The 22461-nt window shown below is 58.4% G+C and carries 16 protein-coding genes and 1 pseudogene; 15 read left to right on the top strand and 2 right to left on the bottom strand.

Going from position 1 to position 22461, the window contains the following annotated elements; translation table 11 throughout:
* Window positions 1–86 precede the first annotated feature (86 nt).
* Window positions 87–980, bottom strand: a complete 894-nt coding sequence (locus tag RX972_RS12560) for a GDP-mannose 4,6-dehydratase (protein ID WP_316875749.1) — start codon at window positions 978–980, stop codon at window positions 87–89.
* Entirely contained in the window at window positions 980–2011 is a 1032-nt protein-coding gene (gene gmd / locus RX972_RS12555) for a GDP-mannose 4,6-dehydratase (protein WP_255878700.1), read from the bottom strand. The genes RX972_RS12560 and gmd overlap by 1 nt, the downstream gene beginning before the upstream one ends.
* A 356-nt stretch (window positions 2012–2367) precedes the next feature.
* Here gmd and RX972_RS29520 point away from each other — a divergent pair.
* The 15 genes and pseudogenes from RX972_RS29520 to RX972_RS12485 form a co-directional block, all read left to right on the top strand.
* Window positions 2368–3138, top strand: a pseudogene (locus RX972_RS29520) (PAS domain-containing protein); the annotation flags it as partial.
* Entirely contained in the window at window positions 3124–3681 is a 558-nt protein-coding gene (locus tag RX972_RS29515) for a methyl-accepting chemotaxis protein (protein WP_406644118.1), read from the top strand. The pseudogene RX972_RS29520 and the gene RX972_RS29515, both read left to right, overlap by 15 nt.
* 424 nt (window positions 3682–4105) lie before the next feature.
* Complete coding sequence (locus RX972_RS12545) at window positions 4106–5278, top strand: murein transglycosylase A (RefSeq protein WP_316875746.1); 1173 nt, start codon at window positions 4106–4108, stop codon at window positions 5276–5278.
* A 599-nt stretch (window positions 5279–5877) separates the two neighbouring features.
* Window positions 5878–7416 carry a cellulose biosynthesis protein BcsE gene (bcsE, locus tag RX972_RS12540; protein WP_316875744.1) on the top strand — a complete coding sequence of 513 codons (1539 nt, stop codon included), beginning with the start codon at window positions 5878–5880 and terminating at the stop codon, window positions 7414–7416.
* Window positions 7413–7613 carry a cellulose biosynthesis protein BcsF gene (bcsF, locus tag RX972_RS12535; RefSeq protein WP_099268988.1) on the top strand — a complete coding sequence of 67 codons (201 nt, stop codon included), beginning with the start codon at window positions 7413–7415 and terminating at the stop codon, window positions 7611–7613. The genes bcsE and bcsF overlap by 4 nt, the downstream gene beginning before the upstream one ends.
* A complete protein-coding gene (gene bcsG / locus RX972_RS12530) occupies window positions 7600–9240 on the top strand; it encodes a cellulose biosynthesis protein BcsG (RefSeq protein ID WP_263268847.1) in 1641 nt (546 codons plus the stop codon). Before bcsF ends, bcsG begins: the two co-directional genes overlap by 14 nt.
* The gene (gene bcsR, locus RX972_RS12525) at window positions 9210–9467 is read left to right on the top strand and encodes a cellulose biosynthesis protein BcsR (protein WP_049827026.1); all 258 of its coding nucleotides are present in this window, start codon (window positions 9210–9212) and stop codon (window positions 9465–9467) included. The genes bcsG and bcsR overlap by 31 nt, the downstream gene beginning before the upstream one ends.
* A complete protein-coding gene (gene bcsQ / locus RX972_RS12520) occupies window positions 9464–10183 on the top strand; it encodes a cellulose biosynthesis protein BcsQ (protein WP_316875737.1) in 720 nt (239 codons plus the stop codon). The genes bcsR and bcsQ overlap by 4 nt, the downstream gene beginning before the upstream one ends.
* Window positions 10180–12774, top strand: a complete 2595-nt coding sequence (gene bcsA, locus RX972_RS12515) for a UDP-forming cellulose synthase catalytic subunit (RefSeq protein WP_410478227.1) — start codon at window positions 10180–10182, stop codon at window positions 12772–12774. Before bcsQ ends, bcsA begins: the two co-directional genes overlap by 4 nt.
* Window positions 12771–15044: a cellulose biosynthesis cyclic di-GMP-binding regulatory protein BcsB gene (bcsB, locus tag RX972_RS12510; protein ID WP_316875735.1), complete on the top strand. Its 2274-nt coding sequence runs from the start codon at window positions 12771–12773 to the stop codon at window positions 15042–15044. The genes bcsA and bcsB overlap by 4 nt, the downstream gene beginning before the upstream one ends.
* The gene (gene bcsZ / locus RX972_RS12505) at window positions 15034–16158 is read left to right on the top strand and encodes a cellulose synthase complex periplasmic endoglucanase BcsZ (RefSeq protein ID WP_406643967.1); all 1125 of its coding nucleotides are present in this window, start codon (window positions 15034–15036) and stop codon (window positions 16156–16158) included. The genes bcsB and bcsZ overlap by 11 nt, the downstream gene beginning before the upstream one ends.
* The gene (gene bcsC / locus RX972_RS12500) at window positions 16146–19757 is read left to right on the top strand and encodes a cellulose synthase complex outer membrane protein BcsC (protein WP_316875733.1); all 3612 of its coding nucleotides are present in this window, start codon (window positions 16146–16148) and stop codon (window positions 19755–19757) included. The genes bcsZ and bcsC overlap by 13 nt, the downstream gene beginning before the upstream one ends.
* 174 nt (window positions 19758–19931) lie before the next feature.
* Entirely contained in the window at window positions 19932–20303 is a 372-nt protein-coding gene (locus tag RX972_RS12495) for a response regulator transcription factor (RefSeq protein ID WP_122703529.1), read from the top strand.
* 337 nt (window positions 20304–20640) lie between these two features.
* On the top strand, window positions 20641–20958 hold the full coding sequence (locus tag RX972_RS12490; protein WP_122394607.1) for a helix-turn-helix domain-containing protein: 318 nt from the start codon (window positions 20641–20643) through the stop codon (window positions 20956–20958).
* Window positions 20951–22213, top strand: coding sequence for a type II toxin-antitoxin system HipA family toxin (locus RX972_RS12485; RefSeq protein ID WP_316875727.1), 1263 nt, complete (start codon window positions 20951–20953; stop codon window positions 22211–22213). The genes RX972_RS12490 and RX972_RS12485 overlap by 8 nt, the downstream gene beginning before the upstream one ends.
* The last annotated feature ends 248 nt before the right edge of the window (window positions 22214–22461 follow it).

Below are 22461 nucleotides of genomic sequence, written 5' to 3'. Positions count from 1 at the left end.
AATCGCGCCAGCCTTATCGCGGGCAAGCCCAGCTCCCACAGAGGATTCCCATTCCAATTCAAGATGTGTGAATCATTAGCCGTGCATCAGCCTTCCAACATCCACCGCAGCGTCTCTTTCAACGGCGGCGTCTTCCACTCCGGCACCAACCCGCGCAGCCGTGAGTTATTCCCGCACAGCGTCTTCACTTCGTTCTCCCGCACAAACGCCGGGTTCACTTCGGTCATGATTTCATGGCCGGTGATTTCGCTGCACATGTCGATCACTTCGCGCAGTGAGTGAGTGACGCCCGAGCTGACGTTGATGGTCTGCCCTAGAGGCTGAGCCTCCAGCAACCCTCGATAGGCACTGACAACCGCCCGCACGTCGCTGAAGTCGCGCCACACATCAAGGTTGCCCAGTTCGATTCTGTCCGCCTTGCGCAACAAGTGCGCAACGATTTTGGGCAACAGAAAGTTTTCGTCCTGCCCCACGCCGGTGTAATTGAACGGGCGGGCAATGATTAGAGGTAGTCGGGCCTGCCAGAGGTTAGCCATGTGCTCCATGGCCAACTTGCTGACCGCGTAATCATTGGCAGGGGAGGCTGGCGTTGTTTCATCCAGCGAACCTTCTGAGGCATTCCCGTAGACATTCGCGCTGCTGGCGATCAGCACACAGTCCGGGGTTTTGCCGCACGCATCGATGGCTTCCAGCAGGTTGCGAGTGCCGATCAGGTTGACCTGATAAAACGCATCCGCCACGCCATGTCCGACAAATGCCACTGCGGCAAGATGCACCACAATGTCAGGCTGGATTTCGGCCAACAGCTTTTGCAGTGCTGCAGTGTCCGCCAGATCGACTTGGTAATAACCCGCTTCTTCAGAAGATTGACGACCAATGCCAATGACTTCGCAGCCCTGGGCTTTGAGTTCTGCAGCCATGTAGCGACCGGTAAAACCGTGGATGCCGGTAATCAACGCGCGCTTGCCAGCAATAGTCATCAGAAGCTAATGCCTCTTTCATTACGCAGCAAATCGGCTTCAACCATCATGCGGCACAGCTCCTCTAGCGTGGTTTTGGACTCCCAACCGAGGATTTTCTTCGCCTTGGCCGGGTCTCCGACGAGCAGTTCGACCTCGTTCGGACGGTAAAATTTCGGGTTGACCGTCACCAGCACTTTGCCCGTTACCGCATCGACCGCATGCTCCTCTTCGCCTGAGCCTTTCCACTCAATGTCCATACCGACGGCCTTGAACGTCATGGTGACGAAGTCACGCACGGTTTCCACGCGGTTGGTGGCGAGGATAAAGGTGTCCGGCTCGTCAGCCTGGAGCATGCGCCACATGCCCTCGACGTACTCTTTGGAATAACCCCAGTCACGCTTGGCGTCCATGTTGCCTAGAGAAAACGCGTCCAGTTGGCCCAGTTTGATCTTGGCTACTGAGTCGGTGATCTTGCGAGTCACGAATTCCAGCCCGCGCAGGGGCGACTCGTGGTTGAACAGGATGCCGCTGGTTCCAAAGATTCCGTACGACTCCCGGTAATTGATGGTCATCCAGTGCGCGTAAAGCTTGGCAACGCCATAAGGGCTGCGCGGGTAAAACGGCGTGCTTTCAATTTGCGGAATGGCTTGCACCTTGCCGAACATCTCGGAGGTGGATGCCTGATAAAAGCGGATCTTCGGGTTAACGATGCGTATGGCTTCGAGCAGATTGACCACGCCCAGGCCGGTAATTTCGGCGGTGGTGACCGGTTGGTCGAAGGACACGCCCACGAAGCTTTGCGCTGCCAGGTTATAGATTTCCGTGGCTTCGGTTTTCTGCAGCAGACGAATGCTGGCTGACAGATCGGTCAGGTCGTATTCGATCAGGTGCAGGTTGGGATGATTCTGGATGCCCAGTTCGTTTATGCGCCAGAAGTTCACGGAGCTTGTGCGTCGGTAGGTGCCATAAACCGTGTAGCCCTTTTCGAGCAATAACTCGCTCAGGTAGGCGCCATCCTGTCCTGTGATGCCGGTGACGATTGCTTTCATACGGTGGCTTTCAACTCCGTTCATGAGGATAGAGCGGTCGCCGGTCGGGATCTTCATGACCACCACACTCTGGCTGACCATCCTTGATACTGCGGGGAGATGCTGCGCGAGACCCTTCACATGCTAGACGACACTTCGGCCAAGTAAAGCTGGCTCGCAACATCTTGTAAAAAACACGCGCACTGGCAGAAAGTCTGCTTTATTCATTCATATGGGGGTGAATGGTGAACCCGAAGTGGCTCAACCTTATGCATCTCGTTGCGTTTAGCGCGTTGCGTGAAATCTGACAAAGGGTCATAAGCCCTTTTCACCCTTTGCCGATAACCGAAATACTCAACACATCGACCGGTGGCGAAATGTTCAACACTCGCTTGAAAAAGGAATTACAGGCGCAACAAGCCGAGTTGGCGATCTACAGGCAGATGGAAGTCGGCATGAATGCTCAGATGCTCTCCATCACCCTTGATCCCAGCTATCGCATTACCCGTATCAATGACAATTTTCTGAAAACACTGGGTTACGGTGCCGAGCGCGTGCAGGGCCGACCGCTGGATGACTTCATCCCGGCTTACGTCAAGCAGCTTGATTGTTACCGTAACCTGCGGGCGGCAGTCGACAGTGGCGTATCGGTCATCGACAACTACCGTTTTATCAAAGTGGACGGCAGTCTGGCCTGGTTGCGGGCGATCTGGTATCCGATCATGGGTGGGGACGGCAAGTTGTCCGAGATCCGTTGCTTCGGTACCGACATCACCGAAACGATCGAACTGGCCACGGAAAACGCTGGATTCATACAGGCGTTGCTGCGCTCCACTGCGGTCATCGAGTTTGATCTCGGTGGGCATGTCATTACCGCCAACGACCAGTTCTTGCGCGGTATGGGTTACAGCCTTTCGCAGATCAAGGGCAAGCACCACAGCATGTTTTGCGAGCCTGAAGAAACTTCTTCATCCAAATACAAAGAGTTCTGGGCGACCTTGAATCGTGGCGAATTTGTTGCCAGCCGGTTCAAGCGGATTGACGCCAGTGGTCGTGTGGTATGGCTGGAAGCAACCTATAACCCGGTGCATGACGCTCAGGGCAAGCTTTACAAGGTTGTGAAGTTTGCGACTGTGGTGACCGATCAGGTCGAGCGCGAGGTGGAAGTCAGTGAAGCGGCAGGCATCGCTTTCGAGATTTCCCAGCGTACGGACTTGAGTGCCCAGCGCGGCGCGACTGTAGTTCAGGACACTGTAGACACCATGCGCAAGATTTCGGACGAAATGCAGTCGGCGTCAGAAGGCATCGAAGCGTTGGGCAAGCAGTCGCTGCTGATCAGCTCCATCGTTCAGACCATCGGCGGCATCGCGCAGCAAACCAACCTGCTGGCGCTTAACGCGGCCATTGAAGCCGCCCGGGCTGGTGAGCAGGGTCGAGGCTTTGCGGTGGTCGCCGATGAGGTCCGGCAACTGGCCGGGCGAACCAGCACCGCGACTGAGGAAATCGTCAACGTGGTGCAGCAGAACCAGAATCTGGTGGACGCCGCCGTACGCGGAATGGCCAACAGCCGGGGGCAGGCCGAGCAGGGGCTGGGGCTGGCAAACGATGCAGGCTCAGTGATCGTCGAAATCCAGGAAGGCGCCCGACAGGTGGTGGGCGCTGTGAGCCGGTTTGCCAATCAGTTGAAGTGAGGTTGAGCGCAGTTGCTTGAATTGGAATAGGGTCCTGTGGGAGCGAGGCTTGCCCGCGATAGGGCAGGACGCGGTTCACTTTAGATGGTGTCCAGCCTTATCGCGGGCAAGCCTCGCTCCCACATAGACCGCGCTATTCCGTAGGACCGGCCGGGCGGCGTTCCGCTTTAGCCGGGAGGAAGTCCGAATGTTCGCTAAATTTTCTTTGGCGACATACCGCTCTCCCGGCTAAAGCCGGTCCTGCAAGATCAAGAACTCGCTTGCAGGCAAACATAGAATCTCCCACAGGATTTGTGTCACACATGACACGGTATTTCCTCAGTCATCACCTGTAATTCCTGAGCTGACACCTTGCCCTTTGGACACGCGTGCGGGCATTGAGTACCCTTGCGGCCCACACCGCTCCAGGGGAGCCGCAGTGCTCATGAACCTTTCTTTCAAGCAATGGCGCAAAGGCCTGGCCTGGGCCGTGCCGTTGGCAATTCTGCTCGTCGGTTGCGATGGCGGAGACAAACAGCCAGCCCCGCCACCAGAACCGCCGCCACCCCCGCATACCACTTACACCCAGGCGACCTGGGATGCCCTGCCTGCGGTCTCCGATGCTGACCTGCAAGCCGGTTTCGCTTCGTGGCGCAGCGCCTGTGTGCGACTCAAGGCCGATGCAGTCTGGGGCGCGACCTGTGCCGCTGCGGCCACAGTGCCTGCGAATGCCAGCGCGGTGCAGATCCGCGACTTTCTGCAGGCGAATCTTCAGGTCTACAGCATGCGCTCGGCTACCGGCAGCGCGGACGGTTTGATCACCGGCTACTACGAGCCGGTCTACCCCGGCAGCCTGACCAAAACCGCCAAAGCTTCGGTGCCGATCTATGGCGTGCCTGACGACCTGATCATCGTCAATCTGGAAAGCATCTACCCGGAGCTCAAAGGCAAACGTCTGCGCGGACGTCTCGAAGGGCGCGTGCTCAAGCCTTACGATGACGCCGCAACTATCGGCGCGCAGGGCCTGAATGCCCCCGTGATTGCCTGGTTGACCGATCCGATGGACCTGCAGTTTCTGCAGATTCAGGGCTCTGGCCGGGTTCGCCTGGAGAATGGCAAACAGCTGCGTATCGCTTACGCCGATCAGAACGGCAGACCCTACCGGGCCATTGGCCGTTGGTTGGTAGAGCAGGGTGCGATACCCAAGGAAGACATCACCATGGGCAGCATCGCCGCATGGGCGAAAGCCAATCCCTCGCGCATCCCCGAGCTGTTGGCGAGCAACCCCAGTTACGTATTCTTCACCCGCAACCCTGACAGCAACGAAGGGCCAAGGGGCTCGTTGAATGTGCCGTTGACATCGGGTTACAGCGTTGCGATTGACCGCAAGGTTATCCCGTTGGGCAGCCTGCTTTGGCTGTCGACCACCCGGCCTGACGGTACCGCGCTGGTTCGTCCGGTCGCCGCACAGGACACCGGCGGCGCAATCGCCGGTGAGGTTCGTGCCGATTTGTTCTGGGGCACGGGCGATGAAGCGGGTCATCTGGCGGGCGACATGAAGCAGAAGGGCAATATCTGGTTGCTATGGCCGAAAGGTATGGCGCTGCCTCAGGAATAAACGCAGACAAACTCAAGGGCGCTCAGGCGCCCTTTTTTATTTGCCTGCGGTCACCCTTAGAGCTGCCCCGGTAAACAGAGGGCTGGTGGGACCGGATTCATCCGGGAAGACAGCATTCCAGACGAAGATTATGTAGTGGATGTACTGGCCCATTCCCGAATGAATTCGGTCCCACAGGATTTGCGTAATTCAGATAGTTACGTGTTGTTTGATAGGAGCGGTTTTGAGCTGTTCTCAGGCTATGTAACAGTTTGCAACGGTTTTATATCGCCAAAAAAACGACACGCCACTACCGTTCGTCCGTTGCGCACAACAAGCTTTTCAAATTATTGACAGTGTCACTTTGATGGCACATTATTCGCGCCACACGGAATGAATGTTCACTGCCATGGCTGGTTTGTTGAAGGAATCAGATCGCGCGGTGGGGATGATCGCACTCATTTACACGCTCTGAATATTGAGGTTCGACGCGTATCAAACGCGCCGCCTTGACGAGCGCTTGCCTCGTTTTTTGTAGTTAAAAGTCTTGTAGTCCTGCCAACGTTCAGCCATTTCGGGCTGAGGGTTGCCTGTGCATTCGAATTGATGGGGTAGCGCGTTTGGGTCATGTCACATTAGCCATCCGGCAGATGCAGGATGAGAACATGCTGCTGCGCCAGGGAGGTTTGTACTGGATCGCACTGGATCTGGCATCGGATGCTGACATGCTCGCCCGACAGTTCCTGTCCGCGCTGACCGAACAGCATCTGGCCACCTTGGTCAGCACCCATATCGACCCTCAAACAGTCGTCGAATCCATGGACGCAGATTGTGGTCCGTCCGCCTTACGCCTGTTCGCTGTTCCCGGGTCGGCCCGTAAATTTCTCACGTCGCTGACGGCAGATCTGCACCGCATCAATCTTGCACGTGACAGTCATCTGGTGCTCATGTTGTCGGCTGACAGCCTGGAGAACTTCACCGGGCTGGAACTGCAACGCTGGTGTGAAAGTACCCGTCAATGGCTGGTTAAACGCAATTGCACACTGCTGGTGCTGTGCAGTGATCAGGCCCCGCAGTTGCATGAAAAACTGCTTGATCTCAACGAGCAGATTTCCGGTCTGGCGCAGCTGTATCGCCAGGACGGCGGTGTGCGTTATCAGCTCAACTTCTGGCACAGCAGTTTGGGCGTATGCGCCGCGCAGGCGTTCGATCTGAAGGTGACAGACGGTGCATTTGCCCAGAGCAAATCGCCCTCGTCCAGCCCTTTTCAGGTACGTACCGACGACCAACGCATTTACCTTACGCAACGTGCGGTGCTTGAGGGCACTGCACCGTTGTCGGAGCAGTGGCGTCTGTTTGAAAAGCGCAGTGACTTGCTGGAACAGGCGGCACACGCTCGTGCTGCCAGCGTCATCGTGGCGCTGGAGAGCAACAGCGAAGTCGAACCGCTTGCCCGGCAGTTGCATCATTTGCGAGACCACTGTGGCGTAGCCCTGAAAATCATTGTGCGCGAGATGGAGCCTTGCCTGCGCTACCGGGATGAGCGCCTGTTGCTGGCCTGCGGTGCCAACCTGATTGTGCCGGCCAATACTCAACTGGCGAACTTCCTGAGCATGGTCGACAGCGTGCAGGGCCTGACTTGGCACTACCGTCAGACGCCCGATTTCCAGTCGCTGTTCGAACGACTGCGCCCGCCCGCCCAGCGCGGTCTTGTGTCGCCGCAAGAATTCATCGCATTGCTGGATCAAGTCTATAGCGGTGCCTCGGGCGAACTGGTTCACCAATTGCTGAGCCTTCGGCCGCGAGGCGATCTGAACATTGATCAGTACCTGAACCAGATCAGCTTGCGGCGTTTTGGCGACGTAGCCTGTGTGGTCAACGGCGTGTTTTACCTGTTCCTGTTCGCCTGTCGCGGTGACGGCCTGGAACCGGCGCTGGGCAACATTTGCCGCTTGCCCTGGCGCGACCTGTTCACTGAGTGCAAGTCGCTTTCTGCGGTAGACATGCTGCCGCGTCAGGACTTCCTCGACGCATCGCAGCTGCTGGAAACTTCCCGCCTTGCCACGGAGCAGGTCACAGCGGATCTGACCCAGGCCATTATCCAGGTCGGCTATATACCGCAGCGGATCACCCTGACGTTGTCGGAGCACTGCTCATGAAGTATGCCGAGCTGTTGCAGGTCATCGCGGCGAGCTGCCTGATGACCGTGGCCTTGATGCTGGTATTGGGCCGTTTTCACCTGAACCTCAAACTGTGGTTCCAGCGTTACTTGCCCCCGCGTTATCTGAAACCCCGCGGCGTTCGCCGACGTGTATCCGCTGCGCCCACTGTGAGTGACGCTCATGATCCATCCTGAGAGCGTCAGCGCCGCGCCGGTGCGTACCCATACTGTCTGGACCTGGCCCGGTCTGGGGCTGTGGAACCTGTATTTCATTATCAAGCTTGCGCTGCTCTGGGCTGGATACCTGAATCTGCAAATCCTGCCGAATCTGGTTTTCGCCGCCGTTTTGCTGGTGCCGCTGCGCAATAGATATCTGGCGCTGTTGCGCACGGTGATTGCGATACCGGTAGGCGTAGCGTTGTTGTATCAAGACACCTGGCTTCCGCCTTTCAGTCGTTTGCTGGATCAGCCTGGCGTCCTGAACTTCACCGGTGACTACCTGCTGGAACTGGCTGGTCGCTTCATCGACTGGAACCTATGCGGCGCGTTGCTGCTGCTGATGGTGGGGTATTTCTTCGTCCGTCAGTGGCTGCGTCTGACCACCCTGACCCTGGCCGGTTTTGCCTGGCTGGGCGGTTCGGGATTGTTGGCGATGCATGCACCCGTTCCGCAGCCGGTCAATCCAGTGGCCGGACCTGCCGCTGCCATCAGCGCTGCCGAGCCGGACAGCAAGACGCTTGATAGCTACCTGCAGAAGTTCTACAGCTCCGAGGCAGGGCGGCAGGTGGCGTTTGTCCCTTCGGCATCGGCCGCCCAACCGTTCGACCTGCTATTGATTAACATCTGCTCCATGGCCTGGGATGATCTGGACGCCGTGGGCATGCGGGACAATAAGTTGCTGCAGCAGATGGACGTGGTATTCGACAACTTCAACTCGGCCACTTCCTACAGCGGTCCCGCTGCCATTCGACTGTTGCGTGCCAGCTGCGGCCAGCAGCCACACAACAAGCTATACGGCGTAGCGCCCGAGCAATGTCTGTTGATGGATGATCTGCGCAAGCTGGGCTTCGACAGCGAGGTCATGCTCAATCACACCGGGCAGTTCGAAGGTTTCATGGACGAGGTTCGTGCTCAGGGATCAATGCCTGGCCCTGCAGTCAGTACGTCGGATCTCCCGCGGACGCTAGTGGGCTTTGACGGCTCGCCGGTCTTGCGTGACCGGGACGTTCTGGATAAATGGTGGAAGCACCGCGAGGGGGAGGCTGACTCCCGAGTGGCGCTGTTTTACAACACCACGACGTTGCATGACGGCAACCGCGCGCTCACTGCCGATGGCGGTACCAAAAGCGCCGAGTACAAACCCCGTGCGCAAACCCTGATCGACGACCTTGCCGCGTTCCTCAAGGAACTGGAAAAGAGCGGCCGAAGAGTGGCGGTGGTGATCGTCCCTGAGCACGGCGCGGCGTTGCATGGCGACCGGATGCAGATCGACGGCATGCGCGAAATTCCGAGCCCGTCGATTACCCATGTTCCGGTCGGCATCAAGCTGATCGGCATGGGCAAAAATCCGCGCCCGGAACCGTTGCACATCTCCGGACCAAGCAGCTACCTGGCGGTCTCGGAAATCATCTCGCGCTTGTATGCCGCCCCGCCTCAAGGGGAAGGGTTGATACCTGACTGGAAAGTGCTCCTGGCCAATCTGCCAGAGACCCCGATGGTCTCGGAAAACTCCGGAACCGTAGTACTCGACTACGCCGGCAAGCCTTACGTTCGGATCAAGGAGAAGGGCGCATGGCTGCCTTACCCGCAAAGGTTCAAGTGAAAAAGCAGGCGGTTTCGCGCAACGAGCGAGCCGATGATATTGCCCGACTTAAAGTCGAGCTGAGTCTGCCGAGCCTCGAGTATGTCGATATCTCTGCGCAGATGGAGCTGAGCCGTGCCTTGCAGCGTTGGCCTTTGCTGGTTGATCTGACGATCCCTGGCGAGCCGACGCAAGATTTGCCGGCCCATCAACCGATCCGCAAAAACAGGTTCGGGGCGCAATCGTGACCACCCTGAGCTTGCGTGGCATTCGCGGCGGCGTCGGCACCAGCTCATTGCTGGCGGCATTGGGTTATGCCCTTGAAAGCCTGGGCGAGCGCGTATTGATGATCGATATGTGCCCGGAAAACATACTGCGCCTGCATTTCAATCTGCCCGTGGCAGAGAGTGGCGGGTGGGCCCGGGCCATGCTGGACGGTGAGGACTGGTATGGTCAGGCCTGGAGCTTGTCACCGACATTGCAGCTGTTGCCCTATGGGCAGTTGACCCATGCAGAGAGCATGCTCATCGAAGGGCAACTGATCGATGATCCGTTCCTCTGGAGTCGACGTCAGGCGAATCTGGCCATTCACTACGACTGGATCCTGTTCGACATGCCGCAACGTCTGACAGGCCACTCGACGATCGGCCCGTGTCAGTTTCCGATCCAGATCGCGCAAGCGGATGCAGCCTGTCATGTGCTCTTGCTCCAGCCGTCCGCGTCCTCGCCGTTACTGGTCAATCGTTTTGATCCCGGCAGTCAGTTGCAGCGCGACTTGCTGCTGATCTGGCGCGAGAGTCACGCATCGCGTCTTTTGCCGCTCACGGTGCATGCTGATGAGGCGTTGAGTGAGTCGTTGGCGTTCAAGCAACCGGTCGGCCAATACGCACCTGACAGTCTGGCTGCCCAGGACGCTCTGAGTCTGGCGACCTGGTGCCTGACGCGCCGCGGTGAGCTGGCATGAATGCGCGCTACTTCCCTTACATGCAGCTGCGTCGCCAGTACGATTGCTATCCACCGACGGCATTCTTGCTGGCGTCTCTGATCAGCCTGAGCTGGCTGGTTTTGCGGCTGGAATCTCCGGTCTGGCAACGTCTGCTGGAACAACGTCAACGCTGGTATCCGCATCTGGCGGGCAAGCAGCCGCGTGCCGGGGATCCCTTGCGTATAGCCCTGCAAAGCCTCTGGTTGCTGGTGTTCCGGCCCTGGCCGAGCTATCGCCGCCGTGCAGTGCCGCAGTGGCTGCGCACGACCGGTCAGATTAATCGGAGCGTCTGGAAGCGCCTCGGGACTTTGCTGGATGGCTTGCCGGTACAAATGACTCAGAGCCAGTCAGTGCATGGCAGTGCCAAATGGTGGCAAACCCTGAGTGCTCGCCAGCAGCGTTGCCTGAGTTATCTCTGCGCGGCCGTGGCCTTGCTGCTGGTTGCGGTGTGTATCACCGAACCTTTCAGCTATTTCTCGCAACTGTTGTTCGTGATTCTGCTGTGGGCGGTGGCGATGTTGATCCGTCGTGTGCCAGGGCGTTTTCCGACACTGCTGCTGATCATGCTGTCGGTCATTGTTTCGTGCCGTTATCTCTGGTGGCGTTACACCGCAACCCTGAACTGGGACAGCCCACTGGATCTGGCCTGCGGCGTCATGCTGCTGATCGCCGAAACCTATTCCTGGCTGGTGCTGTTGCTCGGTTATGTCCAGACCTGCTGGCCTCTGCGGCGGCCCCCCGCGCAACTGCCGCGTGACACACGTTTGTGGCCGACCGTTGATCTGCTGATCCCGACCTACAACGAGGATTTGTCCATCGTGCGCGGCACGGTGTACGCCGCACTGGGTATCGACTGGCCGCACGACAAGCTGCGCATATCGATTCTCGATGATGGCAAGCGTGACGCGTTTCGGCTGTTTGCCGAGCAGGCGGGCGTGAACTACATCACCCGTTCCGACAACAAACACGCCAAGGCCGGCAACCTCAATCATGCGTTGCAGCAGCTCGATGGCGAGCTGGTGGCGATATTCGATTGCGATCACGTGCCGGTTCGCTCCTTCCTGCAACTGACCGTTGGCTGGTTCCTGCGCGACCCGAAGCTGGCGCTGGTACAGACGCCGCATCACTTTCTTTCGCCAGACCCTTTCGAGCGCAATCTGGATACCTTCCGGCAGCGCCCCAACGAAGGTGAGCTGTTTTACGGCCTCGTCCAGGACGGCAACGACATGTGGAACGCCGCGTTCTTTTGCGGCTCATGTGCGGTACTGCGTCGTTCTGCCCTTGATGACATCGGCGGTTTTGCCGTGGAAACCGTTACCGAAGACGCGCATACCGCGTTGCGCCTGCATCGCCAGGGCTGGAACTCGGCTTATGTGCGGATTCCTCAGGCCGCGGGGCTGGCAACTGAAAGCCTGTCGGCGCACATCGGTCAGCGGATTCGCTGGGCGCGGGGCATGGCGCAGATTTTTCGCACGGACAATCCATTGCTGGGCAAGGGGCTGACGATCTTTCAGCGGATCTGTTATGCCAACGCCATGCTGCACTTTCTGGCGGGCCTGCCGCGGCTGGTATTTCTCACCGCCCCCTTGGCATTCCTCCTGCTGCACGCCTACATCATCTATGCCCCCGCACTGATGATCGTTCTGTACGTGATCCCGCACATGGTCCATGCCAGCCTGACCAACTCCAGAATGCAGGGCGAACATCGCCTGACCTTCTGGGGCGAAGTCTATGAAACCGTGCTCGCCTGGTACATCGCACGGCCTACGACTGTGGCGTTGTTCAACCCGAAGAAAGGCAAGTTCAACGTGACCGCCAAAGGTGGGTTGATGAGCGAGAACCAGTTCGACTGGGGGATCGCACGGCCTTACCTGGTGCTGGCGGCGCTCAATGTTCTTGGCCTGGGCTTTGCGGTGTGGCGTTTGTTTACCGGCCCGTCGAATGAGGTCGGCACGATTCTGGTCAGCATGCTCTGGGTGCTCTACAACCTGCTGATTGTCGGCGCTGCGGTGGCGATTGCTGCCGAGGTGCGTCAGGTGCGTGAAACCCATCGCGTCCAGGCCCAATTGCCTGCTGCTGTGCGTTTGCCGAACGGACGTTTCTACCCCGGCATGCTGGTGGACTACTCCGACGGTGGCGCAGGCATCGAGCTGGACGCGCAACTGAGTTTGCCAATGGGCGAGCGGGTCAGCTTGTTGATGCAGCGTGGCGAGCGCGAGTTTCTGTTCTCCGGGATTGTCAGTCGCAGCCACAAGAACTTCATCGGTATCTCGCTTAACGAACTGTCTGCGCAACAGAAAATCGATTACGTGCAATGCACCTTTGCTCGCGCTGATGCGTGGTTGAACTGGAGCGAAGATTTCACCCCTGATCGTCCGCTGCACAGTTTTATTGATGTACTGAGCCTGGGCGCTCGCGGTTATTACCGTCTTTATCAGTACCTGCCTGCCTGGCTGCGTGCGATTACGCGCCCCTTTGTAACGACGTGTGCGTGGCTGCTCAGCTACGTGCCGCGCTTTGCCAAATCCGAACCTTATTCCTCATCCTCCCGATCGGTAAGTGCCCCATGAGTCGCTCTTTTAATCTCACCCTGGCGAGTCTGCTGTGGGTGGCCATGACCTGTGCCCAAGCCGGGACTGCTGTGGTTTCCACTCCGGACCTCACGGTGGCGGGCGCGACGCCAGGCTGGGATGTCACTCGCAGCTTTTTGCAACTGGGCCGCCCCGCGGACAGCCTTTTGCTGGGTACGCACACTACCGATCAGTTCGAGTTCACCATGCGCCGCGACCGCATCGCCAGCGATGCCAGTTTGCAACTCGAATACACCCCTTCGCCGGCGCTACTGCCGACGCTGTCGCACTTGAGGGTTTACCTCAATGACGTATTGATGAGCGTCATCCCGATTGAAAAGGATCAACTGGGCAAAAAAGTGGTTCGTCCGGTTCAGCTTGATCCCCGGTTGATCACCGACTTCAATCGGGTCCGGCTGGAGTTTGTAGGGCACTACACCGATATCTGTGAGGAACCGTCCAACACTGCGCTGTGGGTCAGCATTGGACGCAACAGCCAGATCGCGTTGAGAGAGCAGGCGTTGATCGTCAAAAACGATCTGTCTTACTTCCCGATGCCTTTCTTCGATGCCCGTGGGTATGAAAAACCGGTATTGAACATGGTGTTCGCTGCTGCACCTACGCTGGGCGAACAGCGCGCTGCCGGGATTCTGGCCTCGTATTTCGGCAGCCTGTCTTCATGGCGCGCCATGACCTTCCCGGTACTGTCGGATCAGTTGCCTGCTGCCAGCGCGGGTCAAGTGACGTCATCCGTTGTGTTTGCCACCAACACCCATCGTCCGGCGTTTCTGGCGGACCTGGAGAAATTCCCGGCGGTGGATGCGCCCGTGGTGCAGGTGATCGACAACCCTGACGATCGCTTCAGCAAGGTTTTGCTGGTGCTGGGACGTGACGACGCGGACCTGGTCACCGCCGCTCAGGCGCTGGCGTTGGGCGGCGATCTGTTTCGTGGCGAGCGCGTGGTCATCGACAAGCTGCAACAGATCAAGCCCCGCGTGCCCTACGACGCGCCAAACTGGATGCGCACTGATCGCCCGGTACGTTTTGCCGAGTTGATCAAGTACCCCGAGCAGTTGCGCGTCAGCGGTCTGCAACCGCTGCCGATCAGCCTGGACATCAACCTGCCGCCTGACCTGTTCGTCTGGCGCAATCAGGGTATCCCGCTGCAAACCAAATACCGCTACACGCCGCCCGCGTACAACGATGGTTCGCGCCTCAACATCAGCCTCAACAACCAGTTCATTACCAGCCTGCCATTGCAGGTCAACAGTAATGACCGGCTTGAAGAATTACGCCTTGCGGTGATGTCCAGCGAGTCAGCCAACGTCAATGAAAACCTCTCGGTTCCGGCCCTCAAGATCGGTGACCGCAATACCCTGAAGTTTAATTTCAGTTTCGCGACGACCAACAGCGGCTCCCAGCGTGATCGCTGTCAGACATCGTTGCCGGTGGACACCCAGGCAATCATCGACGACCAGTCGACCATCGACATGTCGGGTTACCACCATTACATGGCGATGCCTGATCTGGCGGCCTTCGCGCGCAGTGGTTTCCCCTACAGCCGCATGGCGGATATGTCCGAAACCATGGTGCTGTTGCCGTCCCGGCCAAGTGCCGTACAACTGAGTACTTACCTGGAAGCGGTCGCAGGGATTTCGGCACGATCGGGCTTGCCTGCCCTGAACCTCAAACTCAGCGATAACTGGGAAGAGGCGTCCAGATACGACGCCGACCTGCTGGTGCTCGGCTCGTTCGCCCCGGATATGCGCGACAACCACGACATGAATCTGCTGCTGGATCGCTCCCGTAACTGGTTGCTCAAGGCTAACCAGCAAGGGCCAGGTTATGCGTCATCTATAAAAGGTGAGAGCAACCCGGTTGCCAGCCGTGTCGAAGTGTCGGCTCAGGGCCCGATTGCCGCCATCGTCGGCTTGCAGTCGCCTTACCATGACCAGCGCAGCATTGTCGCGCTGCTGGCCACCACTGATGCTGATTTCAGCTTGCTGCGCGAGACGCTTAACGACAGCGGCAAAATGGACGCTGTGGCTGGCTCGGTCGCTTTGATCCGCAGCAGCGGCGTCAGCAGCCATGTGGTCGGCGATCAGTATTTCGTCGGTGAGCTACCGTGGTGGCTGATGCTCTGGTTCAAGCTTTCCGAGCACCCCGTGCTGTTGGCCTTCATGGCGGTGGGCGGCGTGTTGCTCAGTGCGTTCCTGGTATGGCGCATGTTGCAGTGGGCGGCTCGTCGCCGTCTGGCTTATGAGGAATAAGTCAGTGAACGGGGTCGGTTTTTTGTTGGCCACCGTTGCTTTGTCATTTCTGACTCAGGAGGCCGAAGGTGCGCCTGCGTGTAACTGGCCCGCATGGGAGAGTTACAGGCAGCACCTTATCAGCGCTGATGGCCGGGTCATCGACCGCTCCTCCGCGCAGCAGATCACCACGTCGGAAGGGCAGAGCTACGGACTGTTTTTCGCCTTGGTGGCCAACGACCGGGAAAGCTTTGAGCGGTTGCTGAACTGGACGCGCGACAACCTCGCAGGCGGTGATCTCGACGATCATCTGCCAGCCTGGAAATGGGGCCTCAGCGCGCAAGGCAAGTGGCAGGTGCTCGACAGCAACAATGCCAGTGACTCGGATTTGTGGATCGCGTACAGCCTGCTGGAAGCGGGACGGCTCTGGCGCAGGCCTGATTACCTGCAATTGGGTAACCATCTGCTGTGGCGCAGTGCCGCGCAGACCTTGCGCAAGCTGCCGGGTCTGGGGTTGATGCTGCTGCCGGGAGACAAAGGTTTTGAGTCGCCCCAAGGTTGGCGTCTGAACCCCAGCTATACGCCGCCGCAACTGTTGGCTCGCTTTGCGCTGATCGCCCCCGTCTGGGATGAGGTGGCAAAAAACGCCCGGCGTCTGTGGATCGAAGGCTCGCCAAAAGGCTTCGCTCCAGACTGGTTGGTGTGGCAAGCGGGGCAAGGCGCAGTGGCCCAGGAGCACGGAGCAAAAGGCAGTTACGACGCCATTCGTGTCTACCTCTGGCTGGGGATGCTGGCGTCCGATGCGCCGGAGCGTGCTTCGTTGCTCGCGCACTTCAAACCCATGATCGACGCCACCAGACAACGGGGTTTTGTGCCTGAGCAGGTCGCCGTTGGTACTGGCGAGTCCACTGGCACGGGGCCTGCCGGTTTTTCGGCGGCCCTTCTGCCGTTGCTGAACGGCGACAGTGCTGCATTGAGTGCCCAGCGTGAGCGGCTGCGTACCGCGCCGCCGCTGGCTGACGCTTATTACAATCAGTCGCTGTTGATGTTCGGCCAAGGCTGGGACGAACAGCGGTATCGATTCGATAAGGACGGACGTTTGCAGCCAGCCTGGACATCGTCATGCAAACAGTGAATCCACCACCCGTTTCCGGCTACCGGCTGCTGCCCAAAGGTGCACTCAAGGCACTGGCGATGTGCGGCGCATTATCCTTGTCCTGCTGGTATGGCACGGCGCTCAGCGCAACCGTAGCGCCTGCACCTCAGGATCAACAGCAGTGGCTGCTGCAACAGGCGCGTATCGGCGAAGCCTTGTATCGCGACGATCTGGTGCGTGATGCCCTGGCGAGGCTGGAGCTGATTGATCCCAATCATCCGCAGGTTCTGGTGGGCAAGGTTCGCCAGGCCCTGGCTGATAAAAGTGCGCCGCTAAATACCGCCTGGATTGAGCAACTCATGGCCCGTTTGCGTCAGCAGGGGCCCGACTCGGCGGCGCTGCGTCAGGCAAACGCGCTGATCCGGCTTAACAGCTCGGAAGGTGCGGGGCAGTTACAGCAAGCGCGGTTGTTTGCTGCTGCCGGACGTTTCGATCAAGCGAGTGAGGCCTTTGAACAACTGTTCGGCAAAGAGCCGCCGGACTTGCCTTCTGCGCTGGAATACTGGAGCGCCCGTAGTCGCATCAGCGGCCAGCGGGCCGCCGTCATCGAGCATTTGAAAGACCTTGATCGCGACTACCCGGGCAATGCCAGCGTGCGGCAGATGCTGGTCGGCCTGTTATTTGCCGAAGGTCGTAACGATCAGGCGCTGGCGGTGCTGCATCAATTGGCAGCTGATCCTCAGGCGAGCAACAATGCCGCAGAGCGGGAATTCATCTACCTGAACACCTTGCCGGTGAGCCCTGAAACGGCCCGAAACTGGCAGGTCTTTCTCGATTACTACCCTTATTCGTCGTTCAGAAAGGAAGCTACCCAGCGGCTGGCCGAACAGCAACGACTGCTTGCCGATCCCGCATGGCAGGCGGGGGCCCAGGCCAAGCGTCTGCTGGAACGAGACAAGGGCACTGACAGCGCCCAGGCCGAAGTGCTGTTGCGGCGCGCCGTTAAAGCCTATCCGCAAGATTCGAGTCTGTATGGTGCCTTGGGCACATCGTTGATGCGCCAGGATAAATACCCGGCAGCACTTGAGGCGTTTTCCACTGCGCTGACCAAAGAACAAGACACCTATTACATCAGCAAATGGCAGGACCTGCAGTTGCTGACCCGCAACTGGATGATCCTTCAGCAAGGCGACGAAGCCTTGCAGCGCAAGGATTACGTGAAGGCGCGCAAGGCGTACCAGCAGGCACGAATTCTCAATCCCAAGGCTGCCGCACCCTTGATGGGCCTGGCAGCCGTGGCCCTCGGCGAGGCCGATGATATCGGTGCCGAGGCGCTGTTACTGCAAGCACGCAAGGCTGAACCAAACAACACCAGCGTGCTGCGCGCACTGGTGCGCTTGTACCGTGGGCAGTCGAGTGCCAAAGCCGAAGCGTTTCTCGACAGCTTGCCCGCCAGTAACCAATCCGAGTTCGCCGCCTTGCGCCAGAGCTTTGAAATCGAGCGTTTGAACCTGCAGGCCGATGTGTTCAGCGAACGTTCCGATTGGGCGCAATTGGTGCTGGTGCTGAAAAAAATCCGTCAATTGGACCCGGATAATCCGTGGCTGACCTATCGCCTTGCAGCAGCCGAAATCGCATTGGGTAAACCGGTCGAAGCGGATGACGCGTTTCGCCAACTGCTGGCCCGTCAAGGCAGCAATCCTGAAGCGCGTTACGCACACGGTCTGTATCTGGCCAACCTGAATCGCGACAGCGACGTACTGAGCAGTCTCGGCCAGATTCCCGCGAAGGCCTGGACGGACAACATGCGCGAGCTGGCCGCGCGGATCAAACGCAGGCAATTGCTGGCCCAGGCGCAGCAGTTGCGTGATGCCGGGCGCGAGCCGCAGGCCATTGCATTGTTGCGGGCCAATCCGACTCTGGACGATTTCGCCACGCTGTCCGATTGGGCCATGCAGCGCGGGGACTATCCCGAGGCCGAAAGCGATTACCGCAAAGTGCTCAAGGCCGATCCTGAAAATGCCGAAGCGCAGTTGGGGCTGATCGAAGTGCAGATTGCAACGGCGCGCACGCCCCAGGCAGACGCAGCGCTGAACAGCATCGTCGTGACCCCGGCCGCTTCGGTGAGCTGGCAACGCCGTCTGGCCAACGCATGGGCCGCCGTGGGTGAAAAAGACAAGGCCAATGCGATCTTTGCCCAACTGCTGAAAACCCCACAGACCGATCCTTTGTTGTACCGCGATGCTGCCCGCCTGATGGCTAAGGATCATCCGCAACAGGCACTGGATAATTACGCCCGCAGCATGGCCTCGGCTGGCTTGATTTCACCTGCGCAAGGCAGTCCGCGGGACAACTTGGCAATGACTGGGGCCAGCCGTGCCAAGGACGCCGATGACTGGTTGCCACGCAGTCTGCGCAGTGAAGTCGACGAGCTCTATAAACAGCAGAATCCAACGGTCAATGTGTACCGCGATTTTGCCTGGCGCACCGACAATACCGCGCCGGGGATTTCCGACCTTACTGCCCAGACCACCATTTTGCGCATCGACTCCCCCTTTGCCGCGGGGCAGGGTTTTGTGCAGGCCGAGCAGGTCGATCTGCAGGCCACTGCTTTCGACACCGATGCCGACGGCCTGCACCGGGAGGCATTCGGCACCTGTGCGGTTCAGTTTCGAGACCGAACCACCGGGGCGCTGGTCGCCAACGGCTGTCGCAGCACCTCACAAAGTACCTCCGGGCCGAGCCTGGCGGTGGGCTGGAAAAACGCTCAGTGGGCCGTTGATCTGGGTCATACGCCACAAGGCTTCGAAGTCGGCAACTGGCTGGGTGGCGTCGCCTACAGCAGCGATTGGCAATCCATCGGCTGGACCCTGACCGCCTCGCGCCGTCCGGTGAGCAACTCCGTCGTGTCCTACGCAGGTGCTGTCGATCCTGTGACCGGAACCCGCTGGGGCGGTGTGACCAGCAATGGCCTGACATTGAGCCTCAGCCATGACGAAGGAGGCGTTGATGGCGTATGGGCCAGCTTTGGCAGCCATTGGTTGCGTGGTACCAACGTGGTCGACAATCAGCGGCTCTCGGCCATGACCGGTTATTACTACCGCTTGATGGACCGTGCTGACGAGCGCATGCGCACCGGCCTGACCTTGATGTACTGGGGCTACGACAAGGATTTGAGCGAATACACCCTGGGGCAGGGGGGTTACTACAGCCCGCAGCAGTACTATTCGATCGGTGTGCCGTTCAGTTATGCCTGGCGCAATGCCAACTGGTCCGTTCAGCTGGACAGCTCAGTGGGCTGGTCCTTCTCGAAAACCGACAGCAGCGATCTGTATCCGCTGGATGGCCCGGCCGGCAAGTTCTTCAGCCAGGCTTCGGACGCCGGACTGGATATCGATGGCAGTACCACGCTGACCAAAGCCGCGAGCAGTAGCTCTGGCGCAAGTGTTCGCTTGCAGGCATCGCTTGAACGACGTTTGAGTGACCACCTTGTGCTTGGCTCAGGCGTCGCACTGCAACACAGCGAAGGTTATGCGCCGAGTCGCGCCATGCTTTATCTGCGTTACACCTTCGATGTGTGGCAGGGCAATCTGCCGATGCCTATTGAAGCCGTAACGCCATACGCAGATATGCGCTGACAAATCGTCGGGCGCAATCACTGTCCACACGGTCAGTATTTCGCCCGTCGGTCGCTTTAAACCGTGCTTTATACGTGGGTATGATTTCAGGAACGTGCCTTGCTGGTTACCGTGCAGGCCATGAGTGCGCAGATCATCGGCACTTCTACTCATGGCTATTGAAGGTAACTGGTTTTGGCTAAATCCCCGGTGATCGCGGTCGTCGATGACGACACGGCAGTCCGCACTGGCATCGACAGTCTTGTTCGCTCTCTGGGTTTCGTCGCGTGCCTGTTCGCCTCGGCCGAGGAGTTCCTGATCTCGCCCTTTCTGAAAACGGCTGATTGCCTCATCACCGACGTGCAAATGCCCGGCATGAGTGGCGTTGAGTTGCACGAGCACCTGACGCGTCAGGGTCTGCAGATCCCCACTATCTTCATCACCGCCTTCCCCGAAGAGTCCATACGCAAACGCGCCATGACCGGCAGCGCCGTGGGCTTTCTGAGCAAACCGTTTAACGCCCAGAGGCTGATCGACTGCATCGAGTCGACGTTTCCTGCGGTTTGATTCCCGATAAATGAAACGCTGTCGCATCGTAAACATTGGACTGTAGGAGTGAGCTTGCTCGCGATAGCTTCAGGCCAGACGGTAATTTCTTAACAGGTCTACCGTTATCGCGAGCAAGCTCACTCCTGCAGGGTCCGTGTTTGCTGTACCACAGCGCGGCCTCTGGACGGGACGCCCATACAGGAAACACCCTCGCTATGATATTTCAATATCAATATATTGTGGTTTATATTTGATTTATGGATTTAAAAACAAAAATAAGGGAATTAAGTATTGATAAGGCCGAGGCTAGTCTATAGTTTCAAGTTCCATGCAGCACCCAGCACCGGAAGACGTTATGTTGGATTTAAGCTTCAGCAAGCCGAGTGAGATTGTTAAACGACTCTGTGAGCGCCTGCGCACGGAGCGTCTTGCTCAACAGATGACGCAAGCTGACGTGGCCGGTCGCGCCGGTGTGGCGACCAATACCGTTGCCAATCTTGAAGCCGGACGCAATGTCGGGTTCGAGAGTCTTGTTCGTGTCGCGATGGTGCTTGGGCGAAGCAAGGAACTTGAAGGGCTGTTCTTGCCAAAGCTGGACAGCCTCGAAGATATCCACCGATACGAAAGCACTGCGCATCGTCATCGGGTGAGAGGGAAGTCCGGCGATGCTTGAGCAAATCAACGTCTACTACAACGGCTGGGGTGAGCGCTGGTTATGGGGCACGCTTGTGTCTACAACGGCTATCACCGGTCGCCCACAGATTGTTTTTGAGTACAGCAATGAGGCTCGGGGCAAAGGCCTGGAGTTATCGTCCTACATCCTTACGTTAGAGGGTGCACGCCTGCGTCGAGGATTTGCGTCACACCAGTTCGGTCTGCCAGGTCCTGTCTATGACTCATTGCCGGATGGTTGGGGCATGCTGCTTATGGACAGGTTGTTCAAACGCCGCGGCCTCAATGTCGCACGTATCGGACCGCTAGAGCGGCTGGCTTATATTGGCAGCCATGCCATGGGCGCAATGTCGTTTGAACCCGTGGCTCCCGAGGCGCTGGAGCCGAAAGTGCATATCCCCCTTGAGCTGCTTGCGTCTGAGATTCAGGACGTTCTCAATGGCGAAGGCGGGGATTTTCTGCAGACGCTGCTGTTGGTGGGGGGCTCGCCTCAAGGTGCCAGACCCAAGGCGCTGGTCTATCGCGATCCTCAGAGCGGAGCCTTCACCACTGCTGCGGACAGCCCGGGTCTGGAAGCCTGGTTGATCAAATTCCCCGCAAAAGACGAACACCGGGAGGTATGCGCTATCGAGATGGTCTACGCCGAATGCCTCCGCATGTGCGGCATCCAGACCCCCGAGACGCAGCACTTTAGTCTGCCCAATGGCCTGGCAGCCTTCGCGAGCAAACGTTTTGATCGTATAGACGGCCAGCGTGTGCCCATGCAGAGCCTTGCGGCTTTTACCGGAGCTGATTACACGTCTCCAGGTGCGCTGGACTATGTCAACTTTTTGCGGGCAACGCAGATGTGCACCAATGATGTACGGGAGAAAGCTATTGCCTTCCAGCGTGCCGTTTTCAATATTGCGTTCAACAACCGCGACGACCATCCGAAAAACTTCGCCTATGTCATGTCATCGTCAGGTACATGGCGACTCGCACCTGCCTACGACGTCACATTTTGTGAGGGGCCTGGCGGTTCTCACCAGATGGACGTGATGGGCGAGGCGTTGGCAATCGACCGGAATGCGCTACTCAACCTTGCAGCCGAAGCAGAAGTTTCAGTAGATATCGCGGGCGAGATTATTGAGAGCATTGGCGGCATCGCCAGCCAGTTTTCGGCTATCGCCGAGCGTGTATGCCCAGGCATGATCACCCCGGACACTCTGCATACGATACAAAGTCGGATCAACGAGAATGTGGACTTGCTGCGTTAGCCGATATCGCTGTTTTCACGCAATCTTGCAGGCGAAAATCCTTTGGGGAGATTCTATGTGGCCTGCAAACACTAATTCGCGAACGGTCCGGTACATTCGATGTATCTGTGTCGCCAGGAATGCCGCCTTCCCGAATGAATTCGGTCCCACAGGCTCTTCATGAACCTGAAACCGTACGAAAATCCGTGGGAGCGAATTTATTCGCGAAGGGTCCGGTACATTCGATGTAGCTGTGTCGTCAGGAATGC

The sequence above is a fragment of the Pseudomonas syringae group sp. J309-1 genome, from assembly GCF_032582135.1.
Lineage (GTDB): Bacteria > Pseudomonadota > Gammaproteobacteria > Pseudomonadales > Pseudomonadaceae > Aquipseudomonas > Aquipseudomonas quasicaspiana.
This window is presented reverse-complemented; position numbering and strand designations above follow the sequence as displayed.